This window comes from Microbacterium daqui (assembly GCF_050408675.1).
GTDB lineage: Bacteria > Actinomycetota > Actinomycetes > Actinomycetales > Microbacteriaceae > Microbacterium.
This window is the reverse complement of the sequence record NZ_JBNTKF010000011.1, coordinates 56143-81790: the sequence shown is the minus strand read 5'-3', so window position 1 is coordinate 81790 and position 25648 is coordinate 56143. Positions and strand designations below refer to the sequence as shown.

Annotated in this window: 23 protein-coding genes, 2 pseudogenes and 1 riboswitch; of the genes and pseudogenes, 12 read left to right on the top strand and 13 right to left on the bottom strand. The window is 64.2% G+C overall.

Going from position 1 to position 25648, the window contains the following annotated elements; genetic code table 11:
• Positions 1-125 precede the first annotated feature (125 nt).
• The 7 genes from ACQUSY_RS08600 to ACQUSY_RS08570 form a co-directional block, all read right to left on the bottom strand.
• Entirely contained in the window at positions 126-536 is a 411-nt protein-coding gene (locus ACQUSY_RS08600; RefSeq protein ID WP_428904075.1) for a hypothetical protein, read from the bottom strand.
• A 110-nt stretch (positions 537-646) separates the two neighbouring features.
• The gene (locus ACQUSY_RS08595; RefSeq protein WP_428904074.1) at positions 647-841 is read right to left on the bottom strand and encodes a YbdD/YjiX family protein; all 195 of its coding nucleotides are present in this window, start codon (positions 839-841) and stop codon (positions 647-649) included.
• Between the two features lies 1 nt (position 842).
• Complete coding sequence (locus ACQUSY_RS08590; RefSeq protein WP_428904073.1) at positions 843-3125, bottom strand: carbon starvation CstA family protein; 2283 nt, start codon at positions 3123-3125, stop codon at positions 843-845.
• Between the two features lie 143 nt (positions 3126-3268).
• A complete protein-coding gene (locus ACQUSY_RS08585; RefSeq protein WP_428904072.1) occupies positions 3269-3856 on the bottom strand; it encodes a DNA-3-methyladenine glycosylase I in 588 nt (195 codons plus the stop codon).
• 4 nt (positions 3857-3860) lie between these two features.
• Positions 3861-4301, bottom strand: coding sequence for a recombinase family protein (locus ACQUSY_RS08580; protein WP_428904071.1), 441 nt, complete (start codon positions 4299-4301; stop codon positions 3861-3863).
• 52 nt (positions 4302-4353) lie between these two features.
• Positions 4354-4488, bottom strand: a complete 135-nt coding sequence (locus ACQUSY_RS08575; RefSeq protein WP_428904070.1) for a hypothetical protein — start codon at positions 4486-4488, stop codon at positions 4354-4356.
• Positions 4488-4967 (bottom strand): hypothetical protein, encoded by a 480-nt coding sequence (locus ACQUSY_RS08570; RefSeq protein ID WP_428904069.1) that lies wholly within the window; start codon positions 4965-4967, stop codon positions 4488-4490. The genes ACQUSY_RS08575 and ACQUSY_RS08570 overlap by 1 nt, the downstream gene beginning before the upstream one ends.
• 173 nt (positions 4968-5140) lie before the next feature.
• Here ACQUSY_RS08570 and ypfJ point away from each other — a divergent pair, with 173 nt between their 5' ends.
• Positions 5141-6025, top strand: coding sequence for a KPN_02809 family neutral zinc metallopeptidase (gene ypfJ, locus ACQUSY_RS08565; RefSeq protein WP_428904068.1), 885 nt, complete (start codon positions 5141-5143; stop codon positions 6023-6025).
• Between the two features lie 20 nt (positions 6026-6045).
• Entirely contained in the window at positions 6046-7020 is a 975-nt protein-coding gene (gene pip / locus ACQUSY_RS08560) for a prolyl aminopeptidase (protein ID WP_428904067.1), read from the top strand.
• A gap of 65 nt (positions 7021-7085) precedes the next feature.
• On the opposite strand, the gene ACQUSY_RS08555 is transcribed toward pip, so the two are convergent.
• From ACQUSY_RS08555 to ACQUSY_RS08545, 3 genes are read right to left on the bottom strand one after another with little or no spacing between them, the layout of a single operon-like run.
• The gene (locus ACQUSY_RS08555) at positions 7086-8936 is read right to left on the bottom strand and encodes an aldehyde dehydrogenase family protein (protein WP_428904066.1); all 1851 of its coding nucleotides are present in this window, start codon (positions 8934-8936) and stop codon (positions 7086-7088) included.
• Between the two features lie 21 nt (positions 8937-8957).
• The gene (locus tag ACQUSY_RS08550; RefSeq protein WP_428904065.1) at positions 8958-10340 is read right to left on the bottom strand and encodes an MFS transporter; all 1383 of its coding nucleotides are present in this window, start codon (positions 10338-10340) and stop codon (positions 8958-8960) included.
• 36 nt (positions 10341-10376) lie between these two features.
• Positions 10377-10640, bottom strand: coding sequence for a glutaredoxin family protein (locus tag ACQUSY_RS08545; protein WP_428904064.1), 264 nt, complete (start codon positions 10638-10640; stop codon positions 10377-10379).
• Between the two features lie 193 nt (positions 10641-10833).
• Here ACQUSY_RS08545 and ACQUSY_RS08540 point away from each other — a divergent pair, with 193 nt between their 5' ends.
• The 3 genes and pseudogenes from ACQUSY_RS08540 to ACQUSY_RS08530 all read left to right on the top strand — a co-directional run.
• Positions 10834-12174 (top strand): hypothetical protein, encoded by a 1341-nt coding sequence (locus ACQUSY_RS08540; RefSeq protein ID WP_428904063.1) that lies wholly within the window; start codon positions 10834-10836, stop codon positions 12172-12174.
• A gap of 11 nt (positions 12175-12185) precedes the next feature.
• Positions 12186-13307: a glycosyltransferase gene (locus ACQUSY_RS08535; protein WP_428904062.1), complete on the top strand. Its 1122-nt coding sequence runs from the start codon at positions 12186-12188 to the stop codon at positions 13305-13307.
• A 115-nt stretch (positions 13308-13422) separates the two neighbouring features.
• Positions 13423-13689: pseudogene (locus tag ACQUSY_RS08530) on the top strand (acyltransferase family protein); the annotation flags it as partial.
• On the opposite strand, the gene ald reads toward ACQUSY_RS08530, so the two are convergent.
• Positions 13652-14737, bottom strand: coding sequence for an alanine dehydrogenase (gene ald / locus ACQUSY_RS08525; RefSeq protein ID WP_428904061.1), 1086 nt, complete (start codon positions 14735-14737; stop codon positions 13652-13654). The pseudogene ACQUSY_RS08530 and the gene ald sit on opposite strands and share 38 nt — an antisense overlap.
• 176 nt (positions 14738-14913) lie before the next feature.
• On the opposite strand from ald, the gene ACQUSY_RS08520 reads away from it, so the two are divergent.
• From ACQUSY_RS08520 to ACQUSY_RS08505, 4 genes are all read left to right on the top strand, one after another.
• On the top strand, positions 14914-15393 hold the full coding sequence (locus ACQUSY_RS08520) for an Lrp/AsnC family transcriptional regulator (protein ID WP_428904060.1): 480 nt from the start codon (positions 14914-14916) through the stop codon (positions 15391-15393).
• Between the two features lie 126 nt (positions 15394-15519).
• Positions 15520-17247, top strand: a complete 1728-nt coding sequence (locus tag ACQUSY_RS08515; protein WP_428904059.1) for an ABC transporter ATP-binding protein — start codon at positions 15520-15522, stop codon at positions 17245-17247.
• Complete coding sequence (locus ACQUSY_RS08510) at positions 17244-19349, top strand: ABC transporter ATP-binding protein (RefSeq protein ID WP_428904058.1); 2106 nt, start codon at positions 17244-17246, stop codon at positions 19347-19349. The genes ACQUSY_RS08515 and ACQUSY_RS08510 overlap by 4 nt, the downstream gene beginning before the upstream one ends.
• A gap of 106 nt (positions 19350-19455) precedes the next feature.
• Positions 19456-20883 (top strand): serine hydrolase domain-containing protein, encoded by a 1428-nt coding sequence (locus tag ACQUSY_RS08505; RefSeq protein ID WP_428904057.1) that lies wholly within the window; start codon positions 19456-19458, stop codon positions 20881-20883.
• A gap of 21 nt (positions 20884-20904) precedes the next feature.
• On the opposite strand, the gene ACQUSY_RS08500 is transcribed toward ACQUSY_RS08505, so the two are convergent.
• The gene (locus ACQUSY_RS08500; RefSeq protein WP_428904056.1) at positions 20905-22263 is read right to left on the bottom strand and encodes a D-alanyl-D-alanine carboxypeptidase family protein; all 1359 of its coding nucleotides are present in this window, start codon (positions 22261-22263) and stop codon (positions 20905-20907) included.
• Between the two features lie 51 nt (positions 22264-22314).
• Positions 22315-22425: riboswitch (TPP riboswitch) on the top strand.
• On the opposite strand from ACQUSY_RS08500, the gene ACQUSY_RS08495 reads away from it, so the two are divergent.
• From ACQUSY_RS08495 to ACQUSY_RS08485, 3 genes are all read left to right on the top strand, one after another.
• Complete coding sequence (locus ACQUSY_RS08495; protein ID WP_428904055.1) at positions 22418-23047, top strand: ECF transporter S component; 630 nt, start codon at positions 22418-22420, stop codon at positions 23045-23047. Its footprint overlaps the riboswitch before it by 8 nt.
• Positions 23047-24477 (top strand): ABC transporter ATP-binding protein, encoded by a 1431-nt coding sequence (locus tag ACQUSY_RS08490; protein WP_428904054.1) that lies wholly within the window; start codon positions 23047-23049, stop codon positions 24475-24477. Before ACQUSY_RS08495 ends, ACQUSY_RS08490 begins: the two co-directional genes overlap by 1 nt.
• 70 nt (positions 24478-24547) lie before the next feature.
• Complete coding sequence (locus tag ACQUSY_RS08485; RefSeq protein WP_428904053.1) at positions 24548-25348, top strand: energy-coupling factor transporter transmembrane component T family protein; 801 nt, start codon at positions 24548-24550, stop codon at positions 25346-25348.
• A 43-nt stretch (positions 25349-25391) separates the two neighbouring features.
• Here the strand turns inward: ACQUSY_RS08485 and ACQUSY_RS08480 are convergent.
• Positions 25392-25556, bottom strand: a pseudogene (locus ACQUSY_RS08480) (aminoglycoside 3'-phosphotransferase); the annotation flags it as partial.
• Positions 25557-25648 lie beyond the last annotated feature (92 nt).

Sequence of the window (25648 nt, the reverse complement as noted above, 5' to 3'; positions counted from 1 at the left end):
CGTGGGACATGAAGGCCTCCTGTGTTGCGTGAGCGGTTTCTAGACAGCTCCACTCTCGCAACCGGAGGCCTTCACCCCTCAGAAATCACGAGCGATTCACGCAACAACGTCCCTGGACATCACAGCTAGGGCAGCGCGCGAGGCATCGAGCTCGGCGAGTGCGGCGACGCCTCCTGCTTCGGAAATACCTGGCGCGAACGCGCATCGGTCACGGTCGCCGCGATGCTGCGTGCGGCGGCTTCCAGCTCGGGGTGCGACGGCTCTATGACGACGGAACCATCAGCATCGACGAGCGCGAGAGCTTGCGCCGCGAGCATCGTGCGCATGTGCTTCGCGGCGCGATTGCGGTCAGCGGATGAGCCGCCGCGGAGGTCGCGCGCGGCACGGGCCGCGAGGTGTAGCGTGCGGTACGTCGCGCGTTCTGCATCGCTACCGAGATCGCGGGGGCCCTGCGACAGCCGACGAATGCCCAGCACGCCGAGTACGACCACCGCGCCCACAAGCGCACCAATCGCGAAAATCACGGCATCCGACACGCTCCGAGCCTATGGGCAACAAACCCGTGGTTCCGGAATTCTGGAGAATTCCGTGCACCAACGCCACAGGGGCACGACCCGGGTGGATCGTGCCCCTGTGAGCCTTCCCGCTAGCAGCAGCGGGGTTCGGTGGCCTGGTCGGCGTAGCGTTTTTGCCAGAATTCGCGCTCGGTCATCACGGGTTGCCCCGGATGCGTCGCCTGCTGGTGCGCGACGTACGTGGCGTAGGCGTTGTCACCCATGAGGTTGGTGACGTACCAGCGCACGTTCTTGAACGCGGTGCCGATGGCCGACGTGACGGTCATGTCAGTGACCGCCGCCCTGCGTGGGCTTCAGCTCAGGAGGAAGGGCTTCCCATTCCTTCTCGAGTGCACGCTCCGACGGCGTTGCGATGAAGCCGGCCGGTGCGTAGCGGCGCGAAGCCACCGGTGCATCCTCCATGTTCTCGCCGCCACCGTTGCGGATCGCGCGAATCGTCACGATGACCGACATGATGATCACGATGATCGCGAGCACCACGAAGATGACCGACAGCACGCCCTGCACAGCCGTGTTGCGCACGACGGCTTCCATCGCTTCAACCGTCTTCGCGGTTCCGAATTCCGTCTTGCCTTCGGCGAGAGCCTGGCTGAACGCCGCGTTGTTCGCGAAGTATCCGACCGCCGGAACGGGCGAGAAGATCTTGTACATCGACGCGGTGATCGTGACGACGGCAGTGAACGCGAGGGGGAGAGCGATGATCCACAGCCAGCGGAAGTAGCTCTTGCCGCGCTTCGCGACGATCGCCATGACGACCGCGAGGGCGATGGCTGCGAGCAGCTGGTTGGCGATACCGAACAGCGGGAAGAACGTGTTGATGCCACCGAGCGGGTCGGTCACACCGAGCATCAGAATGATTCCCCAGCCGGCGACCATGATGCCGGTGCAGATCCACACGCCGGGGCGCCACGAGACGTCCTTGAACTTCGGGATGACGGTGCCGATCGAGTCCTGCAGCATGAAGCGTGCAACACGGGTACCGGCGTCAACGGCGGTGAGGATGAACAGCGCCTCGAACATGATCGCGAAGTGGTACCAGAAGCCCATCATCGCGGTGCCACCGAGCCACTGCTGCATGATGTGCGCCAGGCCGAGGGCCAGCGTCGGCGCACCACCGGTACGCGAAATGATGCTCTCTTCGCCCACGTTTTCGGCGGTCGTGGTCAGCATGTCGGGTGTGAGGTGCACACCCGTGAGCCCCAGCGAGTTGACCCACGCGACGGCACCTTCAACGGTTCCGCCGGTTGCGGCGGCCGACGAGTTCATTGCGTAGTAGATGCCCTGGTCGATCGAGATCGCGGCAACGAGCGCCATGATCGCGACGAACGATTCCATCAGCATGCCGCCGTAGCCGATGAAGCGCGTCTGGCGCTCCTTCTCCACAAGCTTCGGCGTGGTTCCCGATGAAATCAGGGCGTGGAACCCGGAGAGCGCGCCACACGCGATCGTCACGAACAAGAACGGGAACAGCGGGCCGGAGAAGACCGGACCAATCTCACCGCCGGCGAACTGCGAGAACGCCGGAACCGTGATTTCCGGACGCACGATGATGATCGCGCCCGCGAGCAGCACGATGACACCGATCTTCATGAACGTCGACAGGTAGTCGCGCGGGGCCAGCAGCAGCCACACCGGAAGGATCGCAGCGATGAAACCGTAAACGATGATGCCGATCGCGATGGCCTCCTTGGGGAGGTGGAACATCGCGTAACCCCACTCGGTCGACGCGACCCAGCCACCGGCAACAATCGCGGCGATCAGCAGCACGAAACCGATGATGGAGATTTCGGTGATCTTGCCGGGGCGAATGTAACGCAGGTACAGGCCCATGAAGATCGCGATCGGAATCGTCATCGAGACGGAGAAGACACCCCACGGGCTCTCACCCAGAGCGTTGACGACGACGAGCGCGAGGATCGCCACGATGATGATCATGATCAGCAGTGACGCGATGATGGCGGCCGTGCCACCGATCTTGCCGAGCTCATCGCGAGCCATCTGGCCGATTGTGCGACCACCACGGCGCATCGAGAAGAACAGCACAACGTAGTCCTGCACGGCACCGGCGAGCACAACGCCGACGATGATCCAGATGGTTCCGGGCAGGTAGCCCATCTGCGCGGCCAGAATCGGGCCAACAAGGGGGCCGGCGCCAGCAATGGCGGCGAAGTGGTGGCCGTACAGCACGCGACGGTCGGTCGGCACGTAGTCGCGACCATCCTGCTTGTACTCGGCGGGAGTAGCCCGCTTGTCGTTCGGACGCGTGATGTAGCGCTCAATGACCTTGGAGTAGAAGCGGTAACCGATCAGGTACGTGGCAACGGCGGCAAACACGAACCAGATCGCGTTGACGGTCTCGCCGCGCACCAGTGCCAGCATGACCCAGGCGACGCCACCGAGCAGCGCAATGGCCACCCAGATCGCGATCTTTAGGGGCGTCCACTTGGTGTCTTTGGCGTGCTGCTCATCACTGAGCGCTGTGGGAGGCAGAGCGGGGTCGGAGGTGATCTCCGGTTCCTCCTGCGCTCGGTTGGCGGTGGTGCTGGACACGGGCATTCCTCTCTACGCGTCGTTGCGGAATTCCCCCAGGGTATGAGCGCTCCCAGCCCGCTCACAGATGCGAGGGATGGGTGGTCAACGCGCGCGACGAACGGTAGCTCTGATGCGACGAACGGCAGACCAGTGGGTGGTGTTCAGTGGGCGGCGCGGGCCCGCCAGCACCCCACGACGTGGTCATCGACCATGCCGCTCGACTGCATGAGCGCGTACATCGTTGTCGCACCAACGAAGCGGAACCCGCGCTTGCGCAGCGTCTTTGACATCGCTTCGGATTCTGGCGTGACCGCCGGAACCTCGGCAAGTGTCGCAAGCGGATGGGTGCGCACAGCGGGTGCGAACGACCACATCAGCTCATCGAGTTCGCCGGGCGCCATTTCCAGGACGACGCGGGCGTTGCTGATCGCGGCCTGAATCTTCAGCCGATTGCGCACGATGCCGGCGTTCTGCATGAGCCGCTCGACATCGGCATCGCTGAAGTGCGCAACAACCTCGGGGTCGAAGCCCGCGAACGCCTCACGAAATGCGGGTCGTTTGCGCAGAATGGTGATCCAGCTGAGCCCGGCCTGAAACCCTTCGAGGCTCATCTTTTCGTAGAGCGCGCGATCGCCGTGCAGGGCGGTGCCCCACTCTTCGTCGTGATAGCGCCGATACTCGGCATCGGTGCCAGCCCAAGCGCACCGGCCGCGCCCGTCGGTGGCGGTTATGACCGAAGCATTCGTCATGGAATTAGCGCGCGGGAGAGAGGTGGCGAGCGCCGTGTGAAAGCACCTTGACGGTGATGCCACGCTTGCGGAGCTCGGCCAGCGTGCGACGCTCTTCGTCGGTGTCGCGACCCAGCGCGTGCAGGCTCGCAATCACGAGCACGTCACCCGGAACCAGCGTCTCGAAGAAGCGCGCGAGGCGACCCTCCCACGACTCCAGAATCTCCGGGGCGGGGTGACGAAAGCCCTCGATCGGCACGCCAAAGCGGGCGAGGTCATCGCGCTGCTCGACGACCGACGGCATGCTGTCGCGAGAGACGACAAGTCCCACGAGGCGCGAATCGGCGGGGCGAGCACGCCACCAATCGCCGTCCTGCTGCATCTCCACGAAGCACTTCGGGCACTCGGCCGCGGCGTGCGGCACAGCCACAGGGCTCGTTTCGGTGATGTCGTCAGCGTTGCTCATGGTTCCTCCCCTCTCCATTCTGCCTGAGATTGTACGCGGCACGGAGCCGTCATCAGTCGTGGTGCACGCGTCGCCGCAGGCTCAGTTCCTCAGCGTCGAGTGCCTCGAGCATCGCGCGCAGCGTTGCCGTTGAATAGCGACCGTCGCGGCGCAGTACCGTGAGGCGCACCCGTTCGGCGTCGATCATCACGAGACGCAGTTCGAGAACTTCGAGCGTGCGGGAGTTGGAATCGCGATGAGCACGAGCAGCGACCGGTTCGGGGTATCGAGCGGCAGCGTCTGCGCGGCTGCCAGCGTGACCGCGCCACGCATGCCCGCCCACACAAACACCACGCCTTCACGCCAACCCATGTGACGAGACTCGTAGTACTCGGCGTCGGCGAGGAGCAAATCAATGCGCCGCGTCCACCGCGCGGCATCGCGTTCCGGGTCACGTGCCCGACAGCCGCGCTTGCGGGTGATGCGCCGCTGTCGCTCTGCTTCAGATGTATCCACCCACTCCGTGCGGTACTTCTCGAGCTTGGGGCGAATCTGCGCCGACCGCCTGGTGCGGAGCTCCTCCGTGGGAATATAGGCGAGATACGGAACCACGAAGCTGAGCGCGGTGGCGGTGGTGGCGGCGGTTGAGGGGATCCACGCACGCACGCGCAGGTTGACCCAGCCCACGACGAGACCGATGGCGACAGCATCGGTGGGAGACAGGATGGCGCCGAGCGCGATACCAAGGGGGAAGCGACATCCCCGGAATGACGAGCGTGAAGAATCAGCTCTGCGCCGAGTCTGCCGCTACTTTAGCGGTGGCTACTGGGTGCCGCCCGGCAATCGCGGTACCGTTAGGCATGACCTTTAACCCTGACGCGGATATCAGCTCGCATCGCGCACGCAAGTCTGGCCGTGGCGCTAAGGTCGCTGGCGGCACGGTTGGCGTCGGCGGCATCATCGCGCTGATCCTGGCCATCATGACGGGTGGTGACTTTTCGCAGCTTGCCCCGATGATCGGTGGTGGTGGCGATACCCAGGAGCAGGCGCAGTCGGGCGAAACGGGTCTCGAGAAGTGCCAAACCGGTGACGACGCTAACACTGACGACGACTGCCGTCTCGCCGGCGCAACGCTCGTGCTGGACAGCTTCTGGGAAGACAACGTCTCCGGCTATAGCGAGCCCGGCATGGTTGTGGTTGAAGGGTCAACGTCGACCCCGTGCGGCACCGCCTCCAACGCCGCGGGCCCGTTCTACTGCCCGTCGAACCAGACGGTCTACATCGACCCGACGTTCTGGCAGCTGATGCGTGAGCAGTTTGGCGCAAGCGCAGGCGACCTGGCCCAGGTGTATGTGCTCGCCCACGAGTGGGGCCACCACGTGCAATACATCACCGGCATCATGCAGAAGTACCCGAACAATGGTTCCGGCCCTGACTCCAACGGCGTGCGTACCGAATTGCAGGCCGACTGCTACGCCGGCGCCTTCGTCGCGCACCTTCCCGAGCAGAAGGATGCGAGCGGAACGCCCTACATGAAGGCGCCGACCGAGGCTGAAATTGTTGACGCGCTCAACGCTGCCAGCGCGGTCGGTGACGACAACATTCAGAAGCAATCCGGTGGCTTTGTAAACCCGGAGAGCTGGACCCATGGTTCCAGCGAACAGCGCCAGCGCTGGTTTGCCACCGGCTACCAGTACGGCGTGAACGCCTGCAACACGTTCGACGTGAGCGGGAGTGAGCTGTAAAAGAGTGATCTTGGGGGATCATGAGCAACGAAGCACTGAACGAAGATCTGTATCCGGAGATTGAGCCATACGAAACCGGAACCATGCTGGTGGGCGATGGCCACCGCATGTACTGGGAGCAGAGCGGAAACCCGGAGGGAAAGCCCGTCGTGTTCGTGCACGGCGGCCCGGGTTCAGGCACGTCGCCGTGGCAGCGTCGATTCTTTGATCCGGAGAAGTACCGCATCATCCTGTTCGACCAGCGTGGTTGCGGTCAGTCGACGCCGCACGCGAGCGAGCCGAACGCCGATATGCGCTTCAACACCACATGGCACCTCGTGGCCGACATGGAGTTGCTGCGCAAAAACCTCGGTATCGCGCAGTGGCAGGTTTTCGGCGGGTCGTGGGGTTCGGGCCTCGCGCTTGCCTACGCCGAGACGCACCCGACCGCGGTGAGCGAACTCGTGCTGCGCGGCATCTTCACGCTGCGCCAGCACGAAATTGAGTGGTTTTACGAGGGTGGTGCGGCCGCAGTCTTCCCCGACCTCTGGGAGAAGTACGTTGCCGAAATCCCGGTGCTCGAGCGCAACAACTTTGTCGCCGCGTACCGCCGCCGCCTGATCGACCCTGACCCCGCCGTGCACGTGCCGGCGGCCATCGCGTGGAGCACGTGGGAGGGTGCAACAACCACCCTCCACCTTGACCCCGATCACGTCGGGGAGATGGAAGTGCCAGAACGCGCGGTCGCGTTTGCGCGCATCGAGAACCACTTCTTCTCGCACGGCGGCTGGTTCAGCGAGAACCAGCTCATCGACGAAGTGGAGCGCATCCGCGACATTCCGACCGTCATCGTGCAGGGCCGCTACGACATGTGCACGCCCATGATGACCGCGTGGGACCTCCACAAGGCGTTCCCCGAAGCTGAATTCATCGTGGTGCCCGATGCCGGGCATGCGGCGACGGAACCAGGAATCCGTCGCGCGCTGAGAGCCGCGACAGATAGGTTCGCCGCGTAAGACGCACAACACAACGCCCGCCGGAGTGCCTGAGCGCTCGCGGCGGGCGTTTGTGTTCGTCGGGCTTATGACCGCAGTGCGGCGCCCAGCGTCTTGGTGAGGCGCAACACGTTCTTGTCGATCAAGAACCGTGTGAAGCCCTCTGACACCTCGGCCGACGTGCGTGACGTCACGAACCACGGTGGCTTCGGCAGGATCGAGAAGCGGCTGCGACCCAGCGAACGCGGGAAGGGGCGGAATGGTCCGCGCAACACCGAGCGCTCGACATCGTCGAGCAGCAGAGCGTTGTGCACGATGCCAATACCGCTGCCGACGTCCTCAAGGGTGTGGCCGGGGAAGGCTCCCCACGAGAGCGTCGGAGCAACGAACGAGAAACCCGTCCAGCCGTTGATCGCGATGTTGCCGTAGCGCAGGTTTGTGATCGCGCGCTCGAAACCGTCGCCGAGTTCGGCCTGAGTGATCGGGTCGATCAGAACGTTTGCACCAAGCGTGCCGGCCAGTTTTTCATTTGCGTACCGGATCGCGTTGTCGACAAACCGCTGACCGGTTCCGTCAACCTCCACGATTCCCAGCACCGGCGAGAAGAACTCCGTGGTCTCGAGCGTCGTGGCGTCGTCTTTGTCGTCGATCTCGATCAGCAGGCGCGGGCCATACTGTTCGGCATCGGGGTACGCATCGGTCGCGATCGCACGCTTCGCGTCGCTGTTCGGATACCAAACCGGGCGCTGCGGCGCCTTAGCGTATGCGCGACGCACGGCGGCAAGGAAGTCATCCTTCTGCGTCCACTCCGGGGAGACCATCACGACCTGGCCCGAGATGCAGATGTGGCCGCTGTTCTGCAGACGCATTGTGACGACGTGCTCGGCCTGGTAGTCGAGGTCGGCCTGCGTCCACGGACCCGGAACCACGATGATCGGGGCAACGCCGCCGAGTTCACCGGTGATCGGGGTGGTCAGTTGCGGCACGCCGGTGGCCTTGCGCTTCTGGCCCGCTTCCCCGGGGCCCCACACGATCGTGTCGAACGTGACGGCAGAACCGGTGATGTGCACGTGAGAGAAGCCCTCGTGCGCGGTGAGGTACGCGCCGACATCGCCGGCGCCGGTCACGATGCGCACGAAGCCGGGCTCGATGAGCGGCTGCAACGCCTTGCGGAAGACCCCCAGCAGGGTGTCTTGCGTCGGGTTGAGCTTGAGGAGTGCGACGCGGTTGAACGCGATGAGTTCGTACATCACGTCGAGAATCGGGATCGACGTCACGTTGCCAGCGCCCAGCACGAGGCCTACGCCGCCGCCATCCGTCGGAGTGAGCTGGGCCAGGCCCGCGTTGCGCTTGGCCGCGTCAGCCGTGACGCCAGGCTTGAGCCACACCTCACCGGTGTAGCCGTTGAGGAGCATCGCGTCGATCTTCGTGGCCGGGTACGCGTGCACCGCCACCTGTCCGGTGGGTGTGAGTGACGTGCGCACGTCTTTGATCGGGCTGTCGCCGGCGGCCAGCGCATCAAGTGACGTGATGAGCGCGTCGAGACCCGACAGCGTTGCGTAGGGGCCGGCGAGCCACTCTTCACCGCGAAGCGGGTGGTCTTCATCGAGCCCCTTCGAGGCAGCCGCTGTGACGGCCCACTCTTCGGCGTGCTTTGCGACCGCGTCACGCACGTGACCGAGCACCGTGGCACGCTGCGCGATCGTCAGCGTCGACCAAATCTTGCCGCCCATCTCGAGCGCGGCAACGTCGGCGTCGAGCGCCTCGCTGATCTCGGGTGCGATCGTGGGGGCCGTGCTCACGGCCTTCTGTGCCGACTTCGTCCCTGTCTTCTTCGGGGCGGGCTTCGTGGCCGTTGCGGTGCCGGTCGCGGATTTCTTCGCGGGCGCCTTCTTCGCGGCTGGCTTCTTCGGCTGGGATGCAGCGGGTGTGCTCAACGCGGACTCCTTCTTTGACGATTACTCTACGGCGGCGACCTGATCGATGTCTGCGCGGGTGAGGCGATAGCGGGCGAGTGACAGCAGGCTGAGGGCGGCGAGGCCGGCCGGAACCAGGGAGAAGCTGATGACGATGCCGGCGATCGCGGTCGCCGGCTGGGTGACGACTTCACCGGCGACACTTGGCACGTACTGGGTGATGGCCAGCACCGTGGTGAGAACGGTGGCGCTGAGGGCGAAGCCAATCGTTTCACCCGCCGTCCAGATGCCGCTCAGCGCACCGGCACCATTGGTTCCGCTCTCCCGCTCGTCGTGCGAAATGACGTCCGGCAACATCGCCATGGGCAGCGACTGCATGCCCGCGTAGGCGATGCCAGCGACGCCGACGGGAATGTACATCCAGTCGCCCGGCAGCCAGAGTGCGACCGAGATCGCGATGACCGCGACGATGAAGACCAGCGTTGCGATGCGGAAGGCGGCCTGCTTTTCGGTGCGCTGCGCGATGAGACGCCAGATCGGAGCCGCGAGCAGTGCGGGGGCGATCAGCGCGACGAACAGGAAGGTCACGGCGTCTTCGCTCTTCATGACCCACGTCGCGACGTACTGTGCGCCCGCGAGCATGAGGCCGGTCGCGAGTGCCTGCAGGAAGAACGTCAGCAGCAGCACGCGGAATGGTTGGCTGCGGCGCAGGCCGCGGACGCCTTCCGCGTAGTGGTTCCAGAGGTTCAGACGCGGGAGCGCGACGTTGGCGAGGGGCGCTTGCTTCGGCGCGGTGCGACTCGCAACCCACATGCCGAGGCCGATCGCGATGCCCGCGACGACGCCCATGAGGAGGTATCCGGTGACCGGGTCTCCGGTCATCTTGCGGAGCATCGGTCCGCCGGCGCCGAACAGTAGAATCGCGATCGTGAGCACCATGACGCGCCACGTCAGCAGGCGCGTGCGTTCGTCGTAGCTGGTGGTGAGCTCGGCGGGTAGGGCGAGGTACGGAACCTGAAAAAGGCTGAACGCTGTCGCGGCACCCGTGAACGCGATGAGTACCCAGATCGTGCCGACGACCGTTCCCCAAGAGGGGGTGACGGCAAACGTCAGCGCAAACAGGGTGGGCAGGGCGATCGCGCCGAGCTTCATGAAGCCGATACGGGTGCCGTAGCGAATGCGCTGGCGGTCGCTCAGGGCTCCGATGAGGGGGTCGATCACGACGTCCCACAGCTTCGCGAGCGTGATGATGAGGCCAGCGGTCGCGGCAGCGACCCCGAGGTTATCGGTCAGGTAGTACGCGAGAACGAGGCCCGGGAGGGTCGCGAAACCACCGGTTCCGATCGAACCGATCGAGTACCGAGCGATGGTGCCCGCCGACAGTCGGGTGGCGGGCGTGGCCTGAGAAGGAGCGGCGTTGCTCATCGCGCCAGCATAGGGCACGTGAGCCGGGCCCGGGCCTTAAATCAGGTTGAGCGAGCGCAGCTTCTGCTCAACGTCGTCGTTTGACGGCTCAACGTGGTGCGTCGCGTCGGGGTAAACAACCACCGGAATGTTCATGCGACCCGAGATCTCGCGCGCAACGTCAGCGGCGGCGGGCTCAGCCTCAAGGTCAACGTAGGTGTACGTGATGCCGAGTTCGTCGAGCTGCTTCTTCGTGCGTCGGCAGTCGCTGCACCATTCGGCGCCGAACATCGTGATGGTGTCTGCTGCAGGAGTCGTCATGACTTTAGGGTAACGCGGAACCAGGGGTGCGAGGGTCGTTTTGGGGTGCGTGACAGAGGCGCTGAGGCGCGGAATTCAGCGGCCAGACGCCGCGCCCTATGCTCAGAAGAGCGCCCGCGCCGACTCGAACGCGAGCCGAATCACACATTTTTGACCGGTCGCGTACCCGACGTCGTTCCGGTAGGGAGCATTGATGACCGACGACCCGACGCCCGAGGCCGCATCTGCGAGCCCCGACGCCGTGAAGCCCGCAACAAAGAAGCCCGCGCCCGCCAAGAAATCGGCGCCTGCGAAGAAGACTCCGGCGAAGGCTGCGGCACCGAAGGCTGCGGCCGCGAAGACTCCGGCTACGAAGAGCCCGGCCGTAAAGGCTCCGGCAGCGAAGGCGTCTGTGACGACCTCGGCGGAGAAGGCCGCTGAGAAGGTTCCGGTTGAAAAGGCTCCGGTGGCGCAGTCCACACCGGTTGAGGTGGCGTCTGAGCCCACGCCGGTGATTGCGGTTGCGTCGACGCCGGCGCCCGCGGTCGTTGCGGAGCCCGCACCAGAGCCCGAGCCCGAGCCCGAAATGTCCGATGCGGCGAAGCTGTTTGCGGCGCTGCTCGTTGACCCGGATGAGGAATCCGAACCAGAACCAGAACCAGAACCCGATCCTGCCCTGGAAACTGCAGCCGTGGTTCCGACCTCTTCTGAGATGGAATCTCCTACGACTCTGACCGTCGCAGACGTGCCTGCACCGGCGACGCATGCCGAGCGGGCGCAGCGCTCGGCGCGACAGGAGCCGCAGCAACCGCAAGAACAGCAGACGCCGCAACCTCGGCAGAAGCCAGAACCCACGACGACGAAACCAACCTGGCGTCGCGCGGTGGGTATTGGTGCCGGGTTCCTCGGTGTTGCCGCTGTCCTCACGGCCGGTGTGCTGTGGTGGTACTCGTCGCAGGGCGTCACGCTGCCGATCTTTGGTGGCGCGCAAACGTCGGCGACCGCGATGGCAGAACCCAACCCCACGCCGACACCTGAGGTCACCGAAACTGTGCCACCGGTTGCGGTGCCGACCGCACCCGATGGCGCGGTGGGCCTGACCGAAATGGCGCGCACGGCCGACGGCAGCTTCTTCGCGATCACTGACGTGCAGCGCGTAGACGCGCAATCGAATGTTGATGGTTCCGACCTTGGGCCCATGCTGCGCATTTCGATCGCATACGCGAACGTGTCAGACCGCGATGCCGACCTCATGAACCCCGTCGTGACGGTGACCACGGGAGCCGACCGGCAGCCCGCCGTGCAGGCCGATGCGATTGACACGCAGCCGTTCCCGTCATGGGTCGGCGTGGGCATGGTGAGGCAGGTCACATACTTTTTTGCCGTCGATCCGACGCAACAAACAGATATGTCGGTTACGGTTACTTACGGCGCGGATGAATCCGCAACGTTCTGGGGGGACGCCACGATGTTCTTTAGCGGACAAGCGTTTGCCGGGGCCGGCGCCACCGCAGACAACGATGCATCCGCGTCGTCCACCGAGGTAGAGGAATAGCCGAAGACTTCATGTCAGAAGCCAACCCCGCGGCCGAGTATGCCGCCAGCATCATCGTGCCGACCTACAACGAAGAAGGCAACGTTGCTGAGCTGATCTCGCGGGTCTCTGGCGCTTTGGCTGGCGTCAACGCCGAACTCATCATCGTCGACGACAGCAGCGACGAAACTCCGGTCATCGCCCGCGCACTCGCACCGAGCGCCGGAATCGCCGTGACCGTCATTCACCGAGATGAAGCCGAGGGCGGCCTCGGCGGTGCCGTCGTGACCGGCATTCGTGCCGCACGCAGTGGCGTCTGCATCGTGATGGACGGCGATCTGCAGCATCCGCCGGAGAAGATTCCGGAACTTCTGGCTCGGTATGCGCAGGGTGACGCTGACGTCGTGGTCGCGTCGCGCTATACCGGTGGCGGCACCGCCCATGGGCTGAGCGACCAGGTGCGCGTTGCCGTGTCGAAACTGTCGACCATGGTGACGAAGGCCATGTTCCCGGTGCGGTTGCGTGAGTGCACCGACCCGATGACCGGCTTCTTCCTGGTCAACAAGAACGCGATCGATTGGGAGAGCTTGAAGCCCCGCGGCTTCAAGATTCTGCTGGAGGTCCTTGCTCGTCAGCCGCTGCGCGTCACCGAGATTCCGTTCGACTTTCAAGACCGTCACGCCGGCGAATCAAAAGCCTCGTTCACGCAGGGCCTGCGGTTTCTCACCCAGCTCACCCAGCTGCGCTTCGGCCGCATGTCGATCTTCGCGCTCATCGGTGGTCTCGGCGCCGTCGCCAACGTCGTCATCATGGCGGTACTCACCGGGTGGGACGTGCCCTACGTGTGGGCGGCCATCGTCGCGAGCGTGCTCACCATCGTCGGCAACTTCTTGCTGATCGAACTCTTCGTGTTCCGCGATATGAAGGCAGCGGCGGGGCCGATGTGGCTGCGCTTTGCGAAGTCGTTCGCGTTCAACGCTATTGAGGCCATCGTGCGCATTGCGGCCCTGTACGTCGTCGTTGAAACGTGGCACGTATCGAGCGTGCTCGCGACCGCCGTGCTCCTCGCGATCGCCTTCGTCGTGCGTTATGTGTTCCACTCGCTCGTGGTTTACAAGCCGCGCCGCGACGGAGCTACGCAGACCGGGCTGTAGCCACCCGCCCGTCACGCTGTGGACATATGCGCGGCGTGACATGCGTCACCCGCTACGCTGATCGGCATGTCACGGGGGATTCCAGAGGGGGCGTGACCTCACGCTCGACCTTGCGCGCGTTACCTGCGTCGTGCTCGTCGTGTTTGTGCACGTGCTGTTCACGGGCGTCGGTGTCGCCGAAGACGGCTCACTGCTCATCGAGCGCACCGTCGAAAAGCAGCCGTGGTTCAACGCGGCGAGCTGGATTCTCAACATCATGCCGCTGTTCTTCGTGGTGGGCGGGTACGCGGCCCGCGCTGGCTGGCGCTCGACGCTCGCGAACAGTGCCGCGGCGATTGCTGTGGTCAGCTCACGAACGCGGCAGCCACAGCGTCGTTTGTGATCACACCGCCTTGGGTGTTGAGCCCCTTGGCGAGTGCAGCGTCTTCGGCGGCGGCACGCGCCCACCCCTGGTCGGCAATGGCCGTGACGTACGGCAGGGTCGCGTTGGTAAGGGCGCGCGTGGAGGTCTCCGGAACCGCGCCAGGCATGTTCGCGACGCAGTAGTAGAGCGAATTGTGCACCGCGAACGTGGGGTCGTCGTGGGTCGTCGGGCGCGAACCCTCAAAGCAACCGCCCTGGTCGATCGCGATGTCGACGAGCACCGAACCCTCCTTCATGCCGGCGACCATATCGAGCGTCACGAGCTTCGGCGCCGACGCGCCCGGAATAAGCACCGAACCAATCACGAGGTCAGCCTTCGACACCTGTTCGGCGATTTCCCACCGGTTCGAAACACGCGTCTGGATTTCACCGTTGAAGCGACGTTCGAGGTCGCGCAGGCGCGGCAGCGAGATGTCGATCGTCGTCACATCGGCACCCATGCCGAGTGCTTCAGCAGTCGCGTGCTCACCGGCAACACCGCCACCGATCACGACGACCTTGGCCTTTGGCGTGCCGGGAATACCACCCATCAGGATGCCCCGACCGCCCGACGGACTCATCAGCGTCTGCGCGCCGACAAGGATCGACAGGCGACCCGCGACCTCGCTCATGGGGCTGAGGAGCGGCAGCGAACGGTCGACGAGCTGCACAGTTTCGTAGGCAACTGCCGTTGTCTTGGCATCAAGCAACGCCTGAATGAGCGGCTTGTTCGCGGCGAGGTGCAGGTACGTGAATAGGGTGAGGTCTTCGCGCAGGTAGCCGTACTCGCTCGCGATCGGTTCCTTCACCTTGAGGAGGAGCTCAGCCTCGCCCCACGCCGCCTCCGCGTTGGGAACAATCGTCGCGCCAGCAGCCACGTAGTCGGCGTCAGAGTTTCGCGAGCCGTCGCCAGCGCCCCGCTGCACGAAGACCTCGTGACCGTGCTGCACGAGCGTGTCGACACCGGCGGGCGTGATGGCAACGCGGTTCTCGTTGTTCTTGATTTCGGCGGGGATCGCGACCTTCATGAGGTACTCCTTCGACGCTGAAGCGGCTGCTGCTTGATGGCAGTCTGGCACTCGTAATTAATTCGGTGCGCATTAGAATCGCAGAAAGTTCGGGGTTTGTGTGAAAGCGTTGAAGAACATTCGCTGAGTGAGCGGATGGGGGAGCGGAACCAGTGGTTTCCGGTGCTGAAGGAGTAATGGTGACGAATAATCTTCGGATCGATGACGTCGACTCGCACATTCTCGACTTGCTGGCTCGAGACGGCCGCATGACCAACGCTGAACTCGCCGCGGCAGTGGGGGTTGCCCCGTCGACGATGCACACGCGTGTGAAGGCGCTTATTGAGCGTGGGGTGATCACCGGATTCCACGCGAGCATTGACCAGGCCAGGCTCGGCAAGGGCCTGCAGGCCATGGTGGGCGTGACCTTGCGCGCGGGCTCACGGCAGGAGAGCATCGTGGCCTTCAGTCAGGCCATCCGCCGGCTGCCGCAGGTGATTCAGGTGTTCTTTGTGGGTGGGAGCGACGACTTCCTGGTTCACATTGCGGTGGAGTCATCCGCTGACGTGCGCACCTTCGTCGTCGAGCACCTTTCGGCACAACCGACCGTGGCATCGACGCGCACGAGCATCATCTTCGACTACCACCGCAACGCCGTTGCCGCGGAGTTTGAGTAGATTGCCCCACATTTTCGGGAACAATTCATCCCTGCGAATGTTGCATGTCACAGGGGAGAGACGTAATGTATCTCCTTGCCCTTTTCTGCCCACCGGCAGAAAAGGCAATCCTGAATCGGAGATATTTTGCTGCTAAAACTCCTCGTCAGGTACATGAAACCATACCGGGGCTGGCTCATCGCCGTGCTCGTTTTTCAAGCCGCCGCGGTATTGGCAATGTTGTACCTTCCCAACCTCAACGCCGACATCATCAACGAGGGCGTCGCCAAGGGTGACACGAACTACATCTGGACGCGTGGTGGCTTCATGCTCGCCATCGCGTTCGGTCAGATCGTGGCGTCCATCATCGCCACGTTCTTCGCTGCGCGCGCAGCCATGTCCGCCGGACGAGACATCCGTGGTGACGTCTATGCACGCGTGAGCGACTTCTCCGAGCGCGAGATTTCGCACTTCGGCGCGGGCTCGCTGATTACCCGCAACACGAACGACGTGCAGCAGGTACAGATGCTCGCCATGATGGGCGCGACGATGCTCGTGCAGGCGCCACTCATGGCCATCGGCGGCATCATCATGGCACTGCGCCAAGACGTGGGGCTGTCGTGGCTCATCGCCGTCGCCGTGCCGATTCTGCTCGTTTTCGCGCTCTTCATCATCAGCCGCATGGTTCCGGCATTCCGCAAGTACCAGGGCAAGCTTGACGCCGTGAACCTCGTGTTGCGTGAGCAACTGACCGGTGTGCGTGTCGTGCGAGCCTTCGTGCGCGAGCGCATTGAAGAAGAGCGATTCCGCGAAGCGAACGACGGCATTCTCAAGATCGGTCGCTGGATCGGTTCGCTGTTCGTCGTGCTGTTCCCGGTCGCGATGCTCGTGCTCAACGTCACGATCGTCGGTGTCGTCTGGTTTGGCGGCATCGAGGTCAACAACGGCAACACCAGCTTCGGCACGATCTTCGCGTTCATGCAGTACATCGGCCTCATCCTGATGGGTGTGCTGATGGCGAGCTTCATGACGATGATGATTCCGCGCGCAGCCGTCTCGGCCGACCGTATCGGCGAAGTGCTCGACCAGCCGTCGACCCTGGCTCCGCCTGCGAACCCGGTGACGGAGTTCCCGGAGCGCGGCGTCGTGCGCTTTGATGACGTGACCTTCCAGTACCCCGGTGCTGAGGCGCCGGTCGTGCACAACGTGTCATTTGAAGCCCGTGCTGGCGAGACTGTCGCGATTGTTGGTTCCACCGGTTCCGGCAAGACGACGCTCATTTCGCTGTTGCCGCGACTGTTCGATGTCACGGGCGGCCGTGTGCTGGTCGGTGGCGTCGACGTGCGCGAAGCTGACCCGGAGAGCCTCTGGGCGCAGCTTGGTCTGGTTCCGCAGAAGTCGTTCCTGTTCAGCGGAACCATTGCCTCCAACCTGCGCTTTGGTCGTGAAGACGCCACAGACGACGACTTGTGGCGGGCGCTCGAGATCGCGCAGGGTAAGGACTTTGTCGCTGAAATGCCTCAGGGTCTGGAGTCTCCGATTGCCCAGGGCGGTACCAACGTTTCGGGTGGTCAGCGACAGCGCCTCGCGATTGCGCGTGCGCTGGTGCGCCAGCCGGAGATCCTGATCTTCGACGACTCGTTCTCCGCGCTTGATGTGACCACTGACGCGAAACTGCGTCAGGCACTGTGGGCTGAACTCCCCAACGTCACCAAGATCGTCGTCGCACAGCGTGTGTCGACCATCACCGAAGCCGATCGCATCATCGTGCTCGAAGACGGCCAGGTCGTGGGTGCGGGTACGCACGCCGAGCTGTCGGCCACGAACGAGACGTACCGCGAAATCGTCGAATCGCAGCTGGGGGTGGACGCATGAGCAACGTGAACGCACTGTCTGACGCTGAGGTAGCGGCGGCAGAAGAAGAAGAAAACGCGAAGCAAATGGAACTCGCCATGCAGTCTGGCGAGTGGGCGCAGGGCGGCAAGGCCAAGAACTTCTGGCCGAGCTTCAAGCGCATGATTGGCGTGCTGGCGCCCTACAAGTGGGCGTTCATTTTCGTCTCCCTACTGGGTGCCATTGGTGTCGTGCTCTCGGTGTGGGCACCGACGGTTCTCGGTAACGCCACGAACGTGGTGTTCGAAGGCTTCCTCAACACGCAGTTGGGGTCGCAAGTGCCGGCCGGAACCACGCAGGAGCAGTTCGTTGAGATGCTGCGGGCCGCGGGTCAGCAGGAGTTCGCAAACACCATTGCGAAGATGAACGACTTCGACCCGGGTGCCGGCATTGACTTCACGAAGCTGCGCGAAACCATCGTGTTCGTGATGGCGCTGTACGTGTTCTCGGCCATCCTGGGGTGGGTGCAGGGCTACGTCGTCAACATCGTGATGGTGAAGGCCATGTTCCGCCTGCGCGCGCAGATCGAAGAGAAGATCAACCGTCTGCCGCTGTCGTACTTCGACAAGGTGCAGCGCGGTCAGCTGATCTCCCGCGTCACTAACGACGTCGACAACATCACGCAGACGATGCAGCAGGCACTCTCGAGCGCGATTACCTCGCTGCTCACCGTGGTCGGCGTGCTCATCATGATGTTCTCGATTTCGTGGCTCCTGGCTCTCGTTGCACTCGTGTCGTTGCCGCTCATGGCAGTCGTGTTTGGCATCATCGGGCCGCGTTCGCAGAAGGCCTTCAAGGCGCAGTGGGGCAAGGTTGGTGCCCTCAACGCTCGCGTTGAGGAGTCGTTCTCGGGTCACGCACTGGTCAAGGTGTTCGGCCGCGAGCAGGCACAGATTGCCGCATTCCAGGCAGAGAACGAAGAGCTCTACCAGGCCAGCTTCCGTGCGCAGTTCCTCTCCGGCATCATGATGCCCGCGATGACGTTCATCGGTAGCCTCACTTACGTCGGCATCGCTGTTGTCGGTGCGCTGCAGGTGGCCGCCGGTAACCTCAACATCGGTAACGTGCAGTCGTTCCTGCAGTACGAGCAGATGTTCACCCAGCCGCTTTCGCAGCTCGGCGGCATGGCCACGGTCGTGCAGTCGGGTACCGCCTCGGCTGAGCGTGTGTTCGAACTGCTTGATGCTGAAGAGCAGGAGCCTGACGCTGCTGATGCTCCGGCCCTCGTTGAAGGTGCCGGCGTCATCGAGTTCGAGAACGTGGCGTTCGCGTACACGCCGGACCGCCCGCTCATCAAGAACCTGTCGTTCCGGGTGGAGCCGGGCCAGACGGTCGCGATTGTGGGCCCGACGGGTGCCGGTAAGACGACGCTTGTGAACTTGCTGATGCGCTTCTACGAGCTTGACGGCGGACGCATTCTGCTCGATGGCCAAGACATCGCGAAGCTCACGCGTGACGATGTGCGCTCGCGCACCGGCATGGTGTTGCAAGACCCGTGGCTGTTCTCCGGAACCATTCGCGAGAACATCCGCTACGGTCGCGAATCGGCCACCGATGCTGAGATCGTCGAGGCTGCTGTCGCGACCCGTGTCGACAAGTTCGTGCACTCGTTGCCCGACGGCTATGACACGGTGCTAGACGAAGACGCCTCCAACGTCTCGGCCGGTGAACGCCAGCTCATCACGATCGCCCGCGCCTTCGTGGCGCAGCCGACCGTGCTCATCCTCGATGAGGCGACGAGCTCCGTTGACACCCGCACCGAGCTGCTGCTGCAGCACGCCATGGCTGCGTTGCGAGAAGGTCGCACGTCGTTCGTTATCGCGCACCGACTGTCGACGATTCGTGACGCCGACCTCATCCTCGTGATGGAGTCTGGTGACATTGTCGAGCAGGGCAACCACGAAACGCTCATCGCGCAGCACGGTGCCTACTGGCGCCTGTACCAGTCGCAGTTCGAACAGGCTGTCGACGCGGAGACCGCGGAAGAGCAAATGGCGCAGTCGGCAAACCCGACCGAGTCGGTCGAGGTTGTCGCTGAGGCAGCTCCGGAGGCTTCCGAGCCGTCCGGTAACGCCGAGGCGTAAGCGCGTCATCTGAAACGTCCCGCCCGGGTTCTCCTGGGCGGGACGTTTCACGTGGAACCGGCGAACCCCGTCAATCGCAGCAGCGGTTATGTGATTGGCTAAATCCATGACCCGCACTGATGACGCCGTTGTTGCCGTTCTTCCCCGCCTTGAGCCCTTCCTTCGCGAATGGATTGACACCCAGCGGGTGATGAGCGGTGTGCCGGCCGTGCAGGTCGCGGTGCGGCTCGGTAAGGACGTGCTGTTCTCCTACGCATCGGGGGTGACCGACACCGCAACGCGCGAACCCGTCACGACGCAGCACGCGTTCCGCATTGCGTCGCACTCGAAGACGTTCACGGCGACGCTCATCATGCAGCTCGTCGAGCGCGGCGAGCTGAGCCTCGACGCCACGGTTGGTTCACTCATTCCCGAACTCGCCGACGCTCCGGTCGCATCACGAACCGTGCGTGCGCTGCTCGGCCACCAGGCCGGTGTTGAGCGCGACGGCGTTGACGCGAACTGGTGGCAGCGGACGAAGCTATTCCCGAATCGGAATGAACTGATCGCCGAGCTGCAGCACGACAGCGTCTACCCCGCGAACACGCACTTCCACTACTCGAACCTGGCGTACAGCCTGCTCGGGCTCATTATCGAAGCCGCCACGAAGCGCGACTTCAACGACGTTGCTCTCGACGTGGTTCCGGTGCTCTCCGAATTCATGGGTGCGCCCGCGACGCTGGGCCCCGACCTGGGTGCTGGTGCTGACGTCGAAATCGTCTCGGGTCACGCGGCACCGCTGGGCTACTGGCGTGATGGCGACGCCGAAACTGTGTCGCCCGTCGTCGCTCCGGTCGACACCCGGGCGCAGGCATCGGCCACCGGGTTCTGGGCCAACGCCGAGACCATTTCGGCCTGGCTGAGCGCGCACGCTCTCGGCACCGACCTGTTCTTGAACGATGACTCCAAACGGCTTATGCAGCGCAAGGAATCTACGATCACCAAGAACGGTCTCACACGTTTCTACGGCCTTGGCTGGATTCAGCGTGCAATCGGTAAGCGCCACGTCATCGGGCACTCGGGCGGCTTCCCCGGTCACATCACGCAGACGTGGGGTGACCCGAAGACGGGCCTCGCGGTCAGCGTGCTGACGAACCGCATTGATGGCAAGGCGAGCGACTGGGCGACCGCGATCATTCGTCTGCTGGACGAAGCCGCTCACGAAGTTGCTCGCGCTGAGAGCGATGATGTGTCGGACGTCAACGGAACCTTCTGGGCGCTGTGGGGCGCGACGGCCGTTGTCGCTCTCCCGGGTGTTGCGCTGCAGCTCTCGCCCGCGGCGGTTGACCCGGCCGGTGTGATGACGATCATGCACCCCGATGACGATGGCGCACTGCGTTCGGTGCCCGAGGACGGCTTTGCCGACGCGGGTGAAGTGATGCGCGTCGAGCGCGATGAGGCTGGCGTCGCGTCGATCACGGTGACCGGCATCACGAGCTGGCGTGAAGGACTGTACGCAGCCAACCGCGATGGCCTGCTGAACGGCGCGCTCTAGCGCTCGCTCAGAGCTCGGGGTCTAAACCAGGCCCCAGAGTTCGAGCGGGTGCGTGAGGCGCCACCAGGCCGACGGCCCGGGCAGGTCGGAGGCGAGTACAACGTCGACGACGCGCTCGTTGAGTGGGCCGGTGACGGTGACCGAACCGGCCTTTTCACCCTTCTTCCACTCGTCGCCGAGTTCGAGGGTGGAGGCGGTGGTTCCGGTTGCGCCGTTCCACAGGATGAGCGTGGAATCGGTCGCGGTGCGCAGCTCAGCCTGTGCTCCCCAGACCGTTGCGACGTTGCCGACGGCGGTGCCGCCAGGCACGGCGTTGGTCGGTGCGAGCGCGACTTCGAGATCTGCGAGGAGGCGTCGTGACTCGGCGTCACGGGTCTGCGGATCTGCCTGGTTGATGACCGACGCTGTCAACCGCACCGTGGTTCCGTCGATCGTGACGTCTTTCGCCGTCAACAGGTTGAAGCCTTCGAGCGAGCCGGTTTTGACGCCAATGACGCCCGCGTCGGCGAGCAAGTCATTGGTGTTCGCGACGGGCTCGGCGTTGCCGGGAATCTCGGCAACCGGCGTCGCGACGATTTCCGCAAACACCGGGTGCTGCAGCGCAACTTCGGCGAGGCGGGAGAGAGAACCCGGAATGGCAGCGTTGTCGGGGTTGATTCCGGTGGGCTCAACGACCGTGATTCCGGTGATGCCGTTGCGGTTCAACCATTCCATAGCCGCAGCGGCATATTCTTCGTCGCTGTTCCAAATCTGCTCGGCGAGGAAGTCGGTGTAGTTGCCAGCGGAGCCCATCAGGATGCCCTGCAACAGCTGATATTCGGTGAGCGTACCGTCGATCGGAACGTCGAGCGCGGACTCGTTGTTGCGCAAATAATCCCAGTACAGGTTGCTGTCGTACTGCGTGAAGTAATACTCCGGGCCCTGTTCGCCGGGGTTCAGCGGGAGTGCCTCGAGAATGACCATCGCGGTGATCACCTTGGTGATGCTCGCCATGGATTCTTGCTCGAATGTGCTCGAGACGCTGCCAATGCGCTGCACGCCGACGCCGGCGGAACCTTCGATGGGCCACGAGGGGAGCGCGGGTGCTGCGGCGGTCACCGAAACCGGGGTCTTGGTGACCGTGGGCGCCAAATTCGTGAGCGGAAACAGCAACGTCGCTCCGACGTAGCTGGCGGCAAGGCTCGCGAGGACAACCGCCGGAATGATGACGCGACCGAGCCCACGCCCCCGTGGCTGGTCTTGCAGCAGGTCAAGCGAACCGGGCTCCGGGAAAGCCTCGGTGCGACGGCTCGTCAGCCACTCGGCGGTTACCCACGGCAGCACCGGCTTGTCAGCGGCAAGGTGCTGTTCGGGTGCGTCAGCATCGGCGAGTTGAGTCACCCGCCCAATTTACCCTGCCGCGCTGTGAATCTCAGTTCGTGACTATACTCGGGTCATACCCACGGGAGTTCGGTGTGCACCGGGCTGAGAGGAAGCGAGAACGCTTCGACCGTCAAACCTGATCTGGATAATGCCAGCGAAGGAAGGAAACAAAATGCACTCGTCTGCCCTTTTGTCTGCGGAAGACCGCGCCCTCACCGCTTCGGTGTGGAAGTGGCGCGTTGTCGACATCGTCATGGCGAGCATCATCGCCGTCGCGTGTGCCGTGCTTTTCATCGTCTGGAACTTCGCGTACGAGGTTCCGTCTGGCCTGCTGAAGCCGATTCTGCCGGGCCTGCAGGGTCTGCTTGCTGGCCCGTGGCTCATCGCCGGCGTGCTCGCCGGACTCATCGTGCGCAAGCCCGGTGCGGCACTGTTCGCCGAAATGGTGGCCGCGTCGATTTCAGCGCTCGCCGGTAACCAGTGGCAGGCGCTCACGCTGGTTTCGGGCCTCGTTCAGGGCCTCGGGGCTGAGCTGGTCTTCCTTATCGTGCTGTACCGCGTCTACAAGCTGCCGATCGCGATCCTGGCCGGTGCTGCTGCGGGCCTCGGCGCCGGAATCTTGGACCGCTTCCTTTGGTACGGCGCCAACGACACCGCGTTCGCGGTGACTTACATCACGTCAACCACGATCTCCGGTGCGATCATCGCTGGCCTCGGCTCGTGGTTCATCATGAAGGGCCTCGCGAAGGCCGGTGCGCTCAGCCGGTTCGCTGCCGGGCGTGAGGTTTCACAGCGCGTCTAATGGCTGTTCAGCTTGACGCGCACTCGTGGGCGTGGCGATACGCTACCCGCCAAAAGTGGGCGGTGACAAACGCCACGTTCACGATTGAACCCGGCGAACGCGTGTTGCTGCTGGGTGCGAGTGGCTCGGGTAAGTCGACGCTTTTGCATGCGTTTGCGGGGGTGCTCGCTGACGATGAGGGCGAAGCGCTCGGAACCATGACCGTCGACGGTGCGCCCGTTGCATCCCAGCGGGGTCGCGTCGGACTCGTGCTGCAAGACCCCGACACGCAGGCAGTGCTCTCGCGCGTTGGCGACGATGTCGCGTTTGGCATGGAGAACCTCGGCGTTCCTCATGATGAGATGGTCGGTCGCGTCGATGCCGCACTCGACGCCGTGGGCCTCGACGTTGACCACGATCGCTCGACGGCGGCGCTATCGGGCGGCCAGAAGCAGCGGCTCGCGTTGGCTGGGGTGCTGGCGATGCAGCCGGGCGCGATTTTGCTCGATGAGCCGACGGCGAATCTCGACCCGGCCGGTGTGCGCGAAGTGCGTGATGCGGTGTTGCGAACGGTGGAACGCACCGGTGCGACACTCGTGATCGTCGAGCACCGCACCGACGTGTGGCTCGACATTGTGACGCGGGTGATCGTGCTCGGCCCCGACGGTGTTGTGGCTGACGGAACACCTGCCATGGTGTTGCACGAGCGCGGCGCTGAGCTCGCCGCCGCCGGAGTGTGGGTGCCTGGGCATCCGCCGGTGGCGCGCGGTGCTCCTGCTGCTTCTCCCGGCTCGCTGTTGCTCGAGGCATCGGAATTGCAGGTTGCCCGGGTGAAGAAGCACCCCGTTGCCGGGCCCTTCGATTTGTCGGTGCATGCTGGCGAAGTGATCGGAATCGTCGGGCCGAACGGTGCCGGAAAATCAACCCTCGGCCTCACGCTTGCCGGCCTCATTCCCGCACACTCTGGTTCCGTTCGCGCGAGCGCAGAGCTTGCGGGCATGGCGCAGCAGGATCCGTTTCGGTGGACCTCACGACAGTTGTTGACGCGCATCGGAACCGTGTTGCAAGAGCCGGAGCATCAGCTCATTGCGCGCACAGTGCGGGATGAGATTGCCGTCGGGCCGCGGGCGCTCGGGATGGGCGAAGACGAAGTGTCGGCGCGCGTCGATGAGTTGCTCGAGCGGCTGCGACTGGCGCACGTGGCGGGTGCGAACCCGTACACACTATCGGGTGGCGAACAGCGTCGACTGACGGTCGGTGCGATGCTGGCGACCCGGCCACGTGTGCTGGTGCTTGATGAGCCGACGTTCGGGCAAGACGCCGTGACGTGGGCCGAGCTCGTCGGGCTGATGGCTGAGTTGCGCGATGCCGGGCACGCGTTGGTCGTCGTGACGCACGACGATGAGGTGCCGCGGGCGCTGCACGCACGAAAGTTTGTGGTGGGCGCATGAGTGGGGCGTTTGTTGGTGCTGGGCAGCCAGCCGTGCTGGATGACGCCAGGGTGAGGTTGGTGGTGGAGCGATGAGTGTGATTCTCGATTCGCCGCGCACCCGCACCGGGCCGATTGTGTCGCGCAGCGCGCTTGCGAAACTGGGCGGCGCGCTCGCCCTGTCGGTGCCGTTGGTGTTGTCGGTTGACCTGGTGTCGGCGGCGGTCGCGCTGGCGCTGGGGCTCGGCATCATCCTGACGTCGGGGTTGACGCCTCGCGAGTTCTTCCTCCGCACGCTGCCGATTTGGATTGGTGCACCATCCGTTTTCGTCACGGTGTCGCTGTACGGCGTCGCGAGGGGGGAGATCCTGTTCGAGTGGGGCGTGATGCGGGTGTCGGAGGGATCCCTCGAGCTCGCGCTGGCATCGGCACTGCGTCTGTTTGCTGTGGGTCTGCCCTCGATCGCGCTGTTCGCGTCGATTGACCCGACCGACCTCGCCGATGGTCTGATTCAGCGGCTGCATTTCTCGCCACGGTTCGTGATGGGCGCTCTCGCCGCGATGCGCCTGCTCGGGTTGTTGACGAACGATGCGCGTTCGCTGGCTTTGGCGCGTCGTGCGCGCGGTGTCGCCGACCACGGCCGAGTTCGCCGGTTTTTCGGGGCCGCGTTTGCGCTGTTCGTGTTGGCGATTAGGCGCGGAACCACGCTGTCGACGGCGATGGAAGCGCGCGGATTCGGGGTGCCCGGCATTCGCCGCACGCACGCTCGCGTGGCGACGTTTGACCGCCGTGATGCGCTCCTGATTCTGGTGTGCCTCGCGATCTCCGGCACTGCCGTGGGCGTTGCCGTGGCAACCGGTGCCTGGAACTTCGTCTTCACGATCGCGGCTTAGCTCGCCATCCACTCGCGCCCGCCTCAACTGTCACGTCAGGTTTCTACGTCGCGTCCCAGAGCTCGCGGTAGTAGGCGAGGCGGTCGCGGTCGGGGGTGAGTCCGTATGCCTCGATGAGGAGGTCTTCGTACCCGGGGCCGTAGTTCCACACGGTGCTCATGCTGGCGACCGCGATGTCAGCCCAGCGGTCACCGACGCCGAGCGCGCCCCAACCTCGGCGATGATCGGCCTCGCCCTCGGAGGAGACTCGTAGCACGCTGGCGCAACGCCGCCCTGGCGGAAGGTCATCGTGGACATGGC

Excerpts from the sequence above, each read along its gene's own strand:
- ACQUSY_RS08490 (WP_428904054.1), top strand. The coding sequence starts at position 23,047 with ATGGCTGTTCAGCTTGACGCGCACTCGTGGGCGTGGCGATACGCTACC.
- ACQUSY_RS08545 (WP_428904064.1), bottom strand. The coding sequence starts at position 10,640 with ATGACGACTCCTGCAGCAGACACCATCACGATGTTCGGCGCCGAATGG.
- ACQUSY_RS08550 (WP_428904065.1), bottom strand. The coding sequence starts at position 10,340 with ATGAGCAACGCCGCTCCTTCTCAGGCCACGCCCGCCACCCGACTGTCG.
- ACQUSY_RS08585 (WP_428904072.1), bottom strand. The coding sequence starts at position 3,856 with ATGACGAATGCTTCGGTCATAACCGCCACCGACGGGCGCGGCCGGTGC.
- ACQUSY_RS08495 (WP_428904055.1), top strand. The coding sequence starts at position 22,418 with ATGCACTCGTCTGCCCTTTTGTCTGCGGAAGACCGCGCCCTCACCGCT.
- ACQUSY_RS08540 (WP_428904063.1), top strand. The coding sequence starts at position 10,834 with ATGACCGACGACCCGACGCCCGAGGCCGCATCTGCGAGCCCCGACGCC.
- ACQUSY_RS08535 (WP_428904062.1), top strand. The coding sequence starts at position 12,186 with ATGTCAGAAGCCAACCCCGCGGCCGAGTATGCCGCCAGCATCATCGTG.
- ACQUSY_RS08485 (WP_428904053.1), top strand. The coding sequence starts at position 24,548 with ATGAGTGTGATTCTCGATTCGCCGCGCACCCGCACCGGGCCGATTGTG.
- ACQUSY_RS08575 (WP_428904070.1), bottom strand. The coding sequence starts at position 4,488 with ATGATCGACGCCGAACGGGTGCGCCTCACGGTACTGCGCCGCGACGGT.
- ACQUSY_RS08595 (WP_428904074.1), bottom strand. The coding sequence starts at position 841 with ATGACCGTCACGTCGGCCATCGGCACCGCGTTCAAGAACGTGCGCTGG.
- ACQUSY_RS08505 (WP_428904057.1), top strand. The coding sequence starts at position 19,456 with ATGACCCGCACTGATGACGCCGTTGTTGCCGTTCTTCCCCGCCTTGAG.
- ACQUSY_RS08580 (WP_428904071.1), bottom strand. The coding sequence starts at position 4,301 with ATGAGCAACGCTGACGACATCACCGAAACGAGCCCTGTGGCTGTGCCG.
- pip (WP_428904067.1), top strand. The coding sequence starts at position 6,046 with ATGAGCAACGAAGCACTGAACGAAGATCTGTATCCGGAGATTGAGCCA.
- ypfJ (WP_428904068.1), top strand. The coding sequence starts at position 5,141 with ATGACCTTTAACCCTGACGCGGATATCAGCTCGCATCGCGCACGCAAG.
- ACQUSY_RS08510 (WP_428904058.1), top strand. The coding sequence starts at position 17,244 with ATGAGCAACGTGAACGCACTGTCTGACGCTGAGGTAGCGGCGGCAGAA.
- ald (WP_428904061.1), bottom strand. The coding sequence starts at position 14,737 with ATGAAGGTCGCGATCCCCGCCGAAATCAAGAACAACGAGAACCGCGTT.
- ACQUSY_RS08520 (WP_428904060.1), top strand. The coding sequence starts at position 14,914 with ATGGTGACGAATAATCTTCGGATCGATGACGTCGACTCGCACATTCTC.